Annotated in this window: 10 protein-coding genes; 4 read left to right on the top strand and 6 right to left on the bottom strand. The window is 29.9% G+C overall.

The window, feature by feature from the left end:
- The first annotated feature begins 141 nt into the window (after positions 1-141).
- Positions 142-390: a hypothetical protein gene (locus tag FGK85_RS12885; protein ID WP_138207263.1), complete on the top strand. Its 249-nt coding sequence runs from the start codon at positions 142-144 to the stop codon at positions 388-390.
- Between the two features lie 55 nt (positions 391-445).
- On the opposite strand, the gene FGK85_RS12880 is transcribed toward FGK85_RS12885, so the two are convergent.
- The 6 genes from FGK85_RS12880 to FGK85_RS12855 form a co-directional block, all read right to left on the bottom strand.
- Positions 446-2,698 (bottom strand): bifunctional dihydroorotate dehydrogenase B NAD binding subunit/NADPH-dependent glutamate synthase, encoded by a 2,253-nt coding sequence (locus FGK85_RS12880; RefSeq protein WP_138207261.1) that lies wholly within the window; start codon positions 2,696-2,698, stop codon positions 446-448.
- Between the two features lie 634 nt (positions 2,699-3,332).
- A complete protein-coding gene (locus tag FGK85_RS12875; protein ID WP_138207259.1) occupies positions 3,333-4,499 on the bottom strand; it encodes an iron-containing alcohol dehydrogenase in 1,167 nt (388 codons plus the stop codon).
- A 312-nt stretch (positions 4,500-4,811) separates the two neighbouring features.
- The gene (locus FGK85_RS12870; protein WP_138207265.1) at positions 4,812-6,668 is read right to left on the bottom strand and encodes a sigma-54-dependent Fis family transcriptional regulator; all 1,857 of its coding nucleotides are present in this window, start codon (positions 6,666-6,668) and stop codon (positions 4,812-4,814) included.
- A gap of 387 nt (positions 6,669-7,055) precedes the next feature.
- Entirely contained in the window at positions 7,056-8,093 is a 1,038-nt protein-coding gene (locus tag FGK85_RS12865; RefSeq protein WP_138207257.1) for a M42 family metallopeptidase, read from the bottom strand.
- A 44-nt stretch (positions 8,094-8,137) separates the two neighbouring features.
- The gene (locus FGK85_RS12860; RefSeq protein ID WP_138207255.1) at positions 8,138-8,926 is read right to left on the bottom strand and encodes an ADP-ribosylglycohydrolase family protein; all 789 of its coding nucleotides are present in this window, start codon (positions 8,924-8,926) and stop codon (positions 8,138-8,140) included.
- A gap of 236 nt (positions 8,927-9,162) precedes the next feature.
- Positions 9,163-10,290: a DUF5667 domain-containing protein gene (locus tag FGK85_RS12855; RefSeq protein WP_138207254.1), complete on the bottom strand. Its 1,128-nt coding sequence runs from the start codon at positions 10,288-10,290 to the stop codon at positions 9,163-9,165.
- Between the two features lie 159 nt (positions 10,291-10,449).
- Between FGK85_RS12855 and FGK85_RS12850 the strand changes: the two genes are divergently transcribed.
- From FGK85_RS12850 to FGK85_RS12840, 3 genes are all read left to right on the top strand, one after another.
- Positions 10,450-11,133, top strand: a complete 684-nt coding sequence (locus FGK85_RS12850) for a sigma-70 family RNA polymerase sigma factor (protein WP_138207252.1) — start codon at positions 10,450-10,452, stop codon at positions 11,131-11,133.
- Complete coding sequence (locus FGK85_RS12845) at positions 11,126-12,112, top strand: anti-sigma-I factor RsgI family protein (protein ID WP_138207250.1); 987 nt, start codon at positions 11,126-11,128, stop codon at positions 12,110-12,112. Before FGK85_RS12850 ends, FGK85_RS12845 begins: the two co-directional genes overlap by 8 nt.
- A 321-nt stretch (positions 12,113-12,433) precedes the next feature.
- Positions 12,434-12,625 (top strand): hypothetical protein, encoded by a 192-nt coding sequence (locus tag FGK85_RS12840; RefSeq protein ID WP_171011430.1) that lies wholly within the window; start codon positions 12,434-12,436, stop codon positions 12,623-12,625.
- Positions 12,626-12,700: the final 75 nt, after the last annotated feature.

Genomic DNA, 12,700 nt, shown 5'->3' with positions numbered 1-12,700 from the left:
TTTTGCCGCCGACTTCCTTCAGATTCCACCTCACGGTGGACACCCTTGTCTTAAGCTATGCACTTGGCACTATCAACCCGTGCTCGGGACTCTCACCCGTTAGATTGCGCCCATGCTGGGCGCACAAGAAAATATGGCTGGATGTACACCCCAAGCCATAAGGATTTAGATGATGTTTGTGAAGATATGTATGAACATATCAAGGATTACTTAGAAGACATGGAAGAAGATCATGAAGATAAATACGATAAAGATTACAATAGAAGGCGTCGCTACGGAAGAAGAAGAGCTTTAAATGATTTATTCAGAATATTACTAATTAGAGAACTTACAGGAAGGCGTAGAAGACATAGAAGACCTCCTTACGGTTATGGTGACTATTGGTATTAATATAATTGCAAAAAAGCCTCAGGTTATACTTAACCCAAGGCTTTTTTTATATAATTTATTTTTCGCTTAAATATTTATCAATTGCTGCTGCTGCATTTTTACCTGCGCCCATTGCAAGTATAACTGTAGCTGCTCCTGTTACAGCGTCTCCACCAGCATATACTGCTTCTCTTGAAGTAGCACCAGTTTCTTCTTCTGCAACAATACATCTTCTCTTGTTAATATCTAATCCTTTTGTTGTTGAAGGAATTAATGAGTTTGGAGATGTACCTAGTGACATTATTACAGTATCTACGTCCATTACGAATTCAGATCCTGGTATTTCTACTGGTTTTCTTCTTCCTGATGCATCTGCTTCACCAAGTTCCATCTTTATACATTTCATTCCTTTAACCCAGTTCTTGTCATCTCCAATGATTTCTACTGGATTTGTAAGAAGGTCAAATATTATTCCTTCTTCTTTAGCGTGATGAACTTCTTCAATTCTTGCTGGAAGTTCTGATTCAGATCTTCTGTAAACTACATGAACTTCTGCTCCTAATCTTAAAGCTGTTCTTGCTGCGTCCATAGCAACGTTTCCGCCACCTACTACTGCAACTTTTTGTCCAACTCTAATTGGAGTATCATATCCTTCTTGGAAAGCTTTCATTAAGTTGTTTCTTGTTAAGAATTCATTAGCAGATAAAACTCCGTTTAAGTTTTCTCCTGGTATTCCCATGAATTTTGGTAGACCTGCTCCTGATCCTATAAATACTGCTTGGAAACCTTCTGCATCAAATAACTCATCTATAGTAATAGTTCTTCCTACTATTACGTCTGTTTCTATTTTAACACCTAGTTTTTTAACATTTTCAACTTCAGCTTTAACAACTTTTTCTTTTGGTAATCTGAATTCTGGTATTCCGTATACTAAAACTCCACCTGCTTCATGTAAAGCTTCAAATATAGTAACATCATAACCCATTTTAGCAAGATCACCAGCACAAGTTAATCCTGAAGGACCACTACCTATTACTGCTACTTTCTTGCCATTCTTTGGAGCTGTTTCTGATAAGTCTACATTATGTTCTCTTGACCAGTCAGCTACAAATCTTTCAAGTTTACCTATAGCTACAGGCTCACCTTTAATTCCAAGAACACATTTGCCTTCACATTGTAATTCTTGTGGACAAACTCTTCCGCAAACAGCTGGAAGTGCACTGTATTTAGCTATAACTTTTGCTGCTTCAGCAAATTCTCTATTTTTAACATGTTGAATAAATCCTGGTATATCTATTGAAACTGGACATTTAGGTCTACATAGAGGATTCTTACAATTCAAACATCTAGATGCTTCTCTTACTGCTTCCTCTTCATCATATCCAAGACATACTTCATCAAAGTTAGTAGCTCTTACTTTTGGGTCTTGTTCTTTTACTGGAGTTCTTTTCATTCTGTCTACTTTTGTTTCTTCTACAAGTTTACAGTTTTTGTTAAACTCTTCAGTTTTTTCACATTCTTGTGCTTTGTACATGCCTTGTCTTTTCATTGCTTCTTCAAAGTCAACTTTATGTCCATCAAATTCAGGTCCTTCTACGCAAGCAAATCTAGTTTTTCCGTCTACAGTAACTCTACATGCTCCGCACATTCCTGTTCCATCAACCATTATAGTATTTAAACTTACTACAGTCTTTATTCCTAATTCTTCAGTTAACTTACATACGAATTTCATCATTATCATAGGTCCAATAGCTATAACTAAGTCGTATTTCTTGCCTTGGTTTTCTACTAAATCTTTTAATAGATTAGTAACTAAACCCTTGTATCCATATGAACCATCATCTGTTGCTGGATATACATTTGCAACGGTTTTCATTTGATCTTCAAGAATCATATAGTCTTTAGACTTAGCTCCTATTATTACATCTACTTCTACACCGTGCTCATGTAACCATTTAGCTTGTGGATAAACTGGAGCTGTTCCAACTCCTCCAGCTATAAATACCATTTTCTTTCCTTTTAATTCTTCTAAATCTTCGTGAACGAATTCTGAAGGTTGTCCTAATGGTCCTACGAAGTCAGCAAAACTATCTCCTTCTTCATATTGAGCCATTCTTGTAGTTGAACATCCAATTGATTGGAATACTATAGTTACAGTTCCTGCTTGTACATCATAATCACAAATAGTAAGAGGTATTCTTTCTCCCTTTGCATCCATTCTTACTATTATAAATTGTCCTGGCTGTGCTGCTTTAGCAACTCTTGGTGCATGAATTTTCATAAGATAAATTTGAGGTGCTAATAATTTTTTTTCTACTATCTTAAACATGGTAATTCCTCCATATTTTATTATAATTTATTAAAATTTTTTATTAAAAAAACACACTAATCTTATTATATCACAATTTATTCAATAATAAAGTTCTTTTTATTGTAGGTTAATTGTAAAGTTTGAAATTTTAGATTTTTCTCTAAGTTTTATAAATTATTTCTAATATAAATTTTCATATTAGAAAAAAGAATACTCTTTTTTCGATAACTTTTTAACACTCCAAGATAAATTAAAATGCTATTATAAATTTCAATGTTCAATGAAGGTTGAAATTCCTAAGTAATTTTTTAAATCACTTTTAACACAAAACAGCTGCCAAAAGAGTTTTTTCCTTAATTATTCATTGAGCATTGATCATTTGTATATTGATCATTATTAATACCCTTTTGCTTATAACACTAAATAAAAAAGATAATTGGAATTTTATAATTTTCAAAGTTAAATTATTGATTAACAGCAAATATTAATAATAATTTATTAATATTTAGTTAATATTTTATCTAATTTTTCAATTTTGCTTATATAAAAAAATTCATTATAGTTTTTTTAAATAGATTGGATTTTATTCATTTATATAATCTATTTTTACAAAAAGAAATCCTCCACTAGGGAGGCTTTCCTTTATTTTAATCTAAAACTCTACTTTGTTTCCGTAAAATGTAGCTTCAAATACTTTTTTCATTTCATCTACTGATATAGCTCTTGGGTTTGATGATGTACAAGCATCAGCAACTGCATTTTCTGATATAAAATCTAAGTTAGCTTTGAAGTCTTCTTCAGTTACACCGTATTCCTTCATAGTTAGCGGTATATTCATTTTCTTGTTCATTTCTTTTATCATATTTGTTAATGCATCTATTAATTCATCTTGAGTATTTCCATCAAGACCTAATCTCTTAGCTATTTTAGCATATCTTTCTCCACATGCTTTTTTATTGAAATCTATTACGTATGGTAGGAATATAGCATTTGCACATCCGTGTGGTATGTGGAACACTGCTCCTGTTTTGTGTGCCATACTGTGAGTTATTCCAAGTAATGCATTAGAGAAAGCCATTCCTGCTAAACATTGAGCAATATGCATCTCGTCTCTTGCTTCAGTGTCACCTTCATATGATTTTAATAAATTGTCTTTTATCATTTCTATAGCTTCCATAGCTAATGGATCTGAGAAAGATGATCTTAATGTAGCAACATATGCTTCTATAGCATGTGTTAAAGCATCCATTCCAGTATGTGCTACTAATTTAGCTGGCATTGTTTGAGCTAAATCTGGGTCTACTATAGCTACATCTGGTGTTAAGTTGAAATCTGCTAAAGGATATTTTATCTTTTCTTTGTAGTTAGTTATAACTGAGAAAGCAGTAACTTCTGTAGCAGTTCCACTAGTAGAAGGTATAGCTACAAATTTAGCCTTTTGTCTTAGTTCTGGTAATCCAAATGGAACAACAGCTTGCTCAAAAGTAAATTCTGGGTACTCGTAGAATATCCACATAGCTTTAGCTGCGTCTATTGGTGAGCCTCCACCTATAGAAACTATCCAATCTGGCTGGAATTCTCTCATAACTGCAGCACCATTCATAACTGTTTCAACAGATGGATCTGGTTCTACACCCTCTATTAATTTTACTTCCATTCCAGCTTCTTTTAAATAAGCTTCTACTTTATCTAAAAATCCAAATCTCTTCATTGAGCCTCCGCCCACAACTACAACAGCTTTTTTTCCTTTTAAAGTTTTTAGTGTTTCTAATGTACCTTTTCCGAAATAAATGTCTCTTGGCAATGTAAATCTACTCATTTTCCATTCCTCCTACCTATATAATTAATGCATATTTTATTATGCTTATTTTCTATACTTATATCCCTAGCAATTACCATGCCAAAATTCATTTGTCATTTAAATATCAATCTAAGCCTTTATTTTGTTAATTTTTAATCATTGTTTTAAAAATCGTCTTTATATAACTGTACTGAAATTTAACACTTCCACCTTTTATACTGTTAAATTTCAGTACACTGTCACTTTTTCTAACACTTATTTCTACTTATGTATGTTAAATTAGTCTCATATATTATTATAAAAAAAATATTTTAGTAACATTATTTATTTTTATATGTTAATTTTATATTTTTTCATTTTTGTATATAAAGTATTTCTACTTATTCCTAATGTATCCGCTGATTTAGAAACATTTCCTTTAAATTTCTCCAAACATGCTATTATAGCCCTTCTTTCTAATTCTTCTAAAGAACAAGTATAATCCAAATTATCAAATATAAAATCATTTTTAACCTGAGTATTCATAGCCTGCTGCTGTATGTTAAATGATGTACTACCGCCTAAATTAACTATATTCTCTACAAAATTCTCTAGCTCCCTAACATTCCCCGGCCAACTATAAGACATTATATCCTTATAAAGATTTTCATCTATATTAGGAATATCCTTTTTTAATTTGTAAGATTTAATTTCTAAAAAATGCTTAAGTAAAATATCCAAGTCTATCTTTCTTTCTCTTAAAGGAGGTATTTTTATAGGTATTACACTTAATCTATAATAAAGATCGTTTCTAAAGGTGCCCTTTTCTATTTCCTCTTTTAAATCCTTATTAGTGGCAGCTATTATCCTAACATCTATGGGTATATATCTGCTTCCACCTATTCTAGTTACACACCTTTCCTGTAAAACTCTAAGAAGATTAACCTGCATGTCTAATGGCATTTCTCCTATTTCATCTAAAAACAAAGTTCCTCCATTAGCAAGTTCAAATTTACCAGGTCTTCCTCCCTTTTTTCCTCCTGTAAAGCTTCCATCTTCATATCCAAATAGTTCACTCTCAATTAGATTTTTAGGTATTGCTCCACAATTTATAGCTACAAAAGGGCCTTCCTTTTTTGAACTATAATTATGTATGGATTGAGCTAAAACTTCCTTTCCAGTACCGCTCTCCCCTTGAAGCAGAACCGTGGATGGACTTAAAGATATGGTTTTTGCAAAACTTATTATTCTTTTCATTTCCCTATCTTCACAAATTAAATCATCAAAAGTATATTTAGCATTCATCCCACTATATTTATTAACTAAATTATAAACTCTTTGAATTTCTTTTATAGTTATTACAACTCCAATAAGTTCTCCCTCTTCATTTTCTATTGGGTATATATCCTCACTATAACGCTCTTTCTTTTCTCCAACTCTTATAATAACATCATTTTCTTTATATGCCTCTTTAGTGTGACATTTTCTGAGTATTTCCTGCCAATTATCTAAAAAATTATCTATGGGCTTATCTTGACATTCTTTTTCTGTAATATTAAATATTCTACAGGCAAACTTATTTAAATTTTTTATAATCCCTTCATGATTCACCGCTATTACACCATAAGGCATAGCGTCCATTATGGTGTTCATATAATTATAGGCTTCTACTAATTTATTATTTATTATCCTATTATTAAGTTCATTTTCTATAGAATTTACTGCGGCTACAACCAATCCCAAAGTATGAGAATGAACTTCACTACTTTTTCCCGTTAAATTTAAGGTTCCTATAATTTGGTCATTTTCATTATGAATAGGCGCTGCGGAACATGTCCATCTATGATAAGCATTTATAAAGTGTTCCTTTGCTGATATTTGAATTGCCATATTTTCACTAATGGCTGTTCCCATGGCATTAGTGCCAATGCTCTTTTCATCCATATAAGCACCTATTACCATATCCATATCCTTAGCTGCTTTCAGCATGTCCTTATCTCCAATTATATTTAATATACAACCATCCTTATCTGTTAAAATTAATAAAAACCCAGATCCAGATACAATTTCATATATCTTTTTTATAAATGGAGCTGCTATTTTCAATAATCCTCTATTATTTCTTATATTATTAGAAATCTGCTCACCTTTTAATATTTTTTTAGAGCTAATTCTTTCTTTTTCTATACCATACTTTTCACTTCTCATATGTGAGCGTTCTATTATTAAATTTATCTTTTCCTTATCATATTGACTTTTATAATTCACCTTTCATACCCTCACTTACAAATTTATAATTTGGTAAACTAATTATAACATAATCCAAATATGATTTTTTATATTGTGGTGCACAAAAAAACAAAGTGTCTGTTGCATTAAAGAATTTACATATAATATATTGTCCTAAAAATTTAGCACAATATATCCTATCATAGTACTTCTTCTTAATGCCATAGCCACTTTGTTTTATATGTGAGTAATTGAGAAATGCAAATAATTATAATTTGCAAATATTTTTTATGTTTAATAACTCCTAAAGGAGTTTTATCCCTAGATTTTATATTTTCAATTTTGCTTTATATCTGTGAAGTTGGGTTATTTATTTATATATAAATATACTAATTTTATTGTATTTTCAAAAGCATTGTAATGAGTTCTTTCCATACCATGTGATGCATGAACTCCTGGTCCTATTAGAGCTCCTCTTATGTTGTTTCCACCTCTAAGTGCTGCTCCTACATCTGAACCATACATAGGATAAATGTCCACTGCATAGTCAAGTTTATTTTCCTTACTTAATTCTACTAAACTAGTTACCATATTATAATCGTAAGGTCCACCTGAATCCTTTGCGCATATAGAAACGTCATATTCTGTACAGCTAAGGTCATCTCCTATACATCCCATATCTACTGCTATCATTTCTGTTATGTCTGAAGGTATATAAGATGCTCCATGACCTACTTCTTCATATACAGAAATGAATATCTTAGTAGTGTATTTAGGAGTAATTTTTTCTCTACTCATAAATTCTAATAGTCCCATTAGACAAGCAACACTACCCTTATCATCTATAAATCTAGATTTTATAAATCCACTTTCAGTAATTGTAGTTTTAGGATCTATAAATATAAAGTCCCCTACGCCAATGCCTAGCTTTTCTACATCTTCTTTAGATTTAACTACTTCATCAATTCTTATTTCCATATTTTCTGGATCACGTTTTTTTGAGCTACTATCTGCAAAAACGTGAGCAGCAGGGCTTGTACTTAAAAATGTTCCACTATAGATTTTGCCTTCTCTAGTTCTAATTTGACAATATTCGCTGTCTAAAGTAGGAACTATAGGGCCTCCAAGTAAAGTGAATTTTAATGTACCATGAGAAGTAATAGATCTTACCATAGCTCCTAATGTATCCACATGGGCAGATAACCCTATCACCTTATCATTACTTTTACCTGGAACAGTAATGATTCCACATCCCTTATTATTAGTTTCAAAAGCATATCCGAATTTTTCCGCTCTTTCTGCAATGGTTTTCATGATGTCAAAGCAGAAACCAGTTGGGCTATTGAACTCCAATAGTTCTTTTGCTGTGTTTAAAACGTATTCCTTATTAATTGCTAAATCCATTCCATTCCCCTCCTAAGCATTATTATTTAAATTGCCAATTGTAATTATAACACTTTTTGTATCCCTGGGGTAGCTGAATTATAAAACTTATCAATTATTGTAACCATTTCTTCAGGAATGATTTTGAAAACCTCACTAATAATATATCTTGGTATTTCCTTATAATAAGCTTCTGCAATCCCCCCTGTCATACAAGCAATGGTATCACTGTCCCCTCCAATTGAGACGGCATTTCTTATAGCATCCTCATAATCTTTTGATTCTAAAAATGCCCTTATAGCTTGTGGAACACTGCCCTCACAAGAAACATCAAAGGCATACCATTTTCTTATACTATAAAGACTTTCACTTAAGTCATAATCAAAAGTATCCTCTACAAATTTTCTTATTTCATCTTTATCTTTTCCTATTTTAGCCAAGTATATTGAGGCCGCTATTGCTTGAGCACCCTTGATACCTTCCACATGATTATGAGTAACCTCCGCACTTTCCTTTGCTTTTGCCATAACTTCTCCCATTGAATCACCTATGTATCCTATAGGACTTACCCTCATAGCCGAACCATTTCCCCAACTATTATATGGTTCCATACTTTCTGAAAATCCCCATCTATAAAAATTACCACCAAAACCCGCATTAGGATATTTTCTAAACCATTTCTTATAACTTTCGCTAAAAGGTTTAGAATTTAGTATCGAATCCATAGTAGCAATGGTTAAAACAGTGTCATCAGTAAAAATTGATCCTTTACTAAACAATTGAAATTCCTTAGTTTTTATATTTTTTCTTTCAAAAATAGAGCCTATAATATCCCCAGCTATTGCACCAATCACTTTTTAAACACTCCTTTATAATATTTAATTTTTCCAATATACTTCCTTAACCTTAAATTCCATTTTAATTTATATTTTCCTCTACTTACATTTTTATTAGTTCATATTTTTATTATACTTGGTATATTAGACATTTCTTTTCCTGTTTACAAAATTAAATGTTAACATTTTGTAAACACATGATTTTTGTATTGATTTAAAAAAATGCACCCAGCAATGGGTGCATTAATTTTTTTCTATTTATTTTTGTCTTTTGTTCCTTTTTCCTTGTCTTTTTTATTCTCAACGCTTTCATTTTTATTCCTTTTTTTATTCTCTATGCTTTCATTTTTGTTTACTTCCTTATTCTCTGTACCTTTGTTTTTATTCTCTTTTTTGCTTTCCATATTATTTTCTTCATTATTTTCTTGTTTGTTATTCATCTTACTTTCTGATTTATCTTCTTTTTTATTATTCATTTTATTTTCTTGTTTATCTTCTTTTTTGATTTCTTCTTTATTTTCTATGTTATCTTGTACTTTATTTTCATGTTTTTTGCCCTTTTTATCTTCTTTATCTTTTTTAGCTTCTTTATCTTTTTTATTTTCTTCATCTTTTTTAGCTTCTTCATCTTTTTTAGCTGTCTTCTTTGCTTTAACTACTTCTGCTTTTTTAGCAACCGCTTCTTTTAACTCTTGTTTTTTAACATCAAAAACTTCTTCTGCATTTTTAAGTTCCTCTTCAGCCTTTTTTATAGCTTCTGCATCACCTGAAGCTTTTGCATTTTCTAGTGCAGTCTTTGCTTCATTATATGCCTCTTTAGCATCATTAAACTCATGTCTTTTTTCCACCATAAGTCTTACTGCTTCTTTTTTATTTTTTTGCATTTCTATTACAGCCTCTATGTTTTTCTTAGCCTTATCTGGTAACTTTTCTTTTATAGTTTCTAAAACCTTTATAGAATTTTCTGTATTTTTAGCAATCTCTTCTTCAACTTTGTTTATTTCATCTTGAGCTTTTTCACTTTCTTTCTTATCTGTATCATTTTCATCTTTACCTTCATTCAATTCATCCACTATATTTTGTGCCTCTTCAATAGTTTTATTATAATCCTCTAAAGTTTCTTCTAATAATTCACTTTTTTCATCTTCAGCCATAATTTGCACTTCACCAAGTCTTTCCTCTGAAATACTTAATAGCTTGTCTGCTTTATCTTCATCAGAAGTAAATTTTAAACTTATTTCCTCTAATGCTCTATCTACCTTGTAAAATATGCTATCTGGAGCTATACCCGCTTTATCTTTAAAAGATATTGTTTCATCTGCCTTTGCAACTCCTCCTAAAGCCAATAAAGCAGAAATTGTTAATATACATATTTTTTTCATAATTTTCTCCTCCTCATAGTAAAATTAATCTTAATCACATCTATAACTATATTTACGATTAAAAATATTTTTTTAAAGGGGTATGCTACCTCTTTAAAAATTTATAGTTAATTCGTATATAATAATGTATACTATTTTCTATGATTCGAGGTGATTTTAATGGAGCTAGATTTTTTGAGAAAAGAAAATAGAGATAAATTTATAAAGGATAGCATGAATTTTATATATAAAACAACAAATAGAATTTGTAAAAAAAATTTAGATGATAAAAATGATGATGAGATAAGCATAGCACTTATAGCCTTTAATAAAGCTTGTGATACATACAACTATAAAAAAGGAAGCTTTTTCAACTATGCTTCCATAATAATAAAAAATTCATTAATAGATTTTTTTAAAAAATCAAACAAAGCTTCTCATCTTATTTGGAATGATGAAGATACCTTTAACTCTATTGACAATACTATATCTATAAATAATTTTAATATTGCTTCTGAGAATTATATAAGAATGGAGGAAATAAAATTACTAAATGATGAATTAAAACTATACAAATTATCTTTTATAGATATTGCTGAAAATTGTCCCAAACATAAGGACACTAGGGACAACTTACTGAATATAGCTTTAGCATGTATAAACTCTCAAACCATAATTTCTAGTTTGCAAAATAAAAAACAACTGCCTATTAAGGAGATATGCTTAATTACAAATAGTAAAAGAAAGCTAATAGAAACCTGGAGAAAATACCTAATAGCATTAATTATAATATTATATAGTGATAATTATACTTATATCAAAGGATACCTTAATATTGAAAAGGCAGGTGATATCAATGATTAAAAAAGGAATAGTAATGGAAGTTAATAAAAACAAGGTTGGGCTTTTAACTTCTGGTGGAGAATTTGTTTATGTAAAAAATTTAACTATCTGTCCTTCCATAGGTGAGATATATGAATCAGAAGAAATTATTAAAAAATCTCCATTTTATAAAAATACCAAAAAACTTTCTATAGTTGCAGCATCTTTACTTATTATTTTTCTATTCAGCACATTTTTTAGATTTTATAATACTGCCGCTTATGCTGTAACCATAGATATAAACCCATGTATTAAGTTAGAATTGAATAAATGGAATAAAATAATTAAAATCACAGCTTTAAATACAGATGGCACTAATGTAATAAAAAATTTAAACTTAAAAAATAAAACTTTAGAAACTGGAATTCAATTAATACTAAAAGAGGCTCAAAGGGAAAATTATATAAATGATAACTATAAAAATGGATCTAAATCTATAAATTTAGACTTTAAAGGCGATGTATCTAGGCTAGATATCACTGATATAGAAAATGATCTTAAAAATTTTAAAATCAATTACAATATAAAAACTTCAAAAGGCAATAAAACTAATTATAGTGAATATAAAAAATCTAACCGCAGTATAGAAAATAATCATTTTAATAATAGTACCAATAATAATAATAATAATAGCAACAAAAATAATAATAACAAAAACAACAATAATACCAACAATAATACCAAGAATAATAATATTATTAACTCCAAAGATTCAGATTCTAAAAGTAAAATAAATAACTTAAATAAAGAAAACAATAGCTATATAAATAAAAATAATAGCCCTAATAAAAAAACTAACAATTCATCTAATGGAAATAAAAATAATTCACCAGAAAAAAAAGTACAAAATGATACAAATGCTAAAGAAAAAGAAAGTGGCAACAAAAACAACGTAGATAATAAAAATTTAAATAAACAAAAAAATTCTGTAACTCCGCCTAAAAAATATATTGTGAAGTAAGTGCATAGGAAAAATCTGATTCTAATTCCGTGATAAATGTGAAATTTTGGACTTGAACAATACGCCAAGAACTTCTAATATTTGTCCATTTAAAGCCCCTAAAGTTTTCAAACTCACTCGTGCCTCGCTCAGGCAATGAAAACTTCTTAACGGTGCTTTAAATGGACAAATAAAGAAGTTCTAAGGCTAGTTCAATAGTCCTAAATTTCACATTTATCACTCCATTAAAATCAGATTTTTCAGTTCATGCATATATCGTCACGGGAGAGAACGGCCTACTAAAGGATGATTTTCCGCCGCTTTGCTATGGAAAATCTTTAATTGAATATGAAGAATGGTATAGTAAGAAAAGATATAACTGTTTCATTAAACAAAGCAGTTATATCTTTTCTTTTAGGGCTTAAAAAATCTTTTATTGGCGATAGCCAGCGAAAATATAGAAATATTAAATATCAAATATCAAATATCAAATATCAAATAATGTTGAAATTACTATGGAATTTCTTAAATTAGAATTTGTGGAAGAAGTAATAGTGAATGAAGACTTTCCTTCACTATGTTATGGAAAATCTTTAATTAAATAAATGT

It is taken from the genome of Haloimpatiens lingqiaonensis (genome assembly GCF_901447495.1).
Taxonomy (GTDB): Bacteria; Bacillota; Clostridia; order Clostridiales; family Clostridiaceae; genus Haloimpatiens; species Haloimpatiens lingqiaonensis.
Note: the sequence above shows the minus strand (reverse complement) of the source record. Positions and strands in the feature narration are given on the sequence as shown.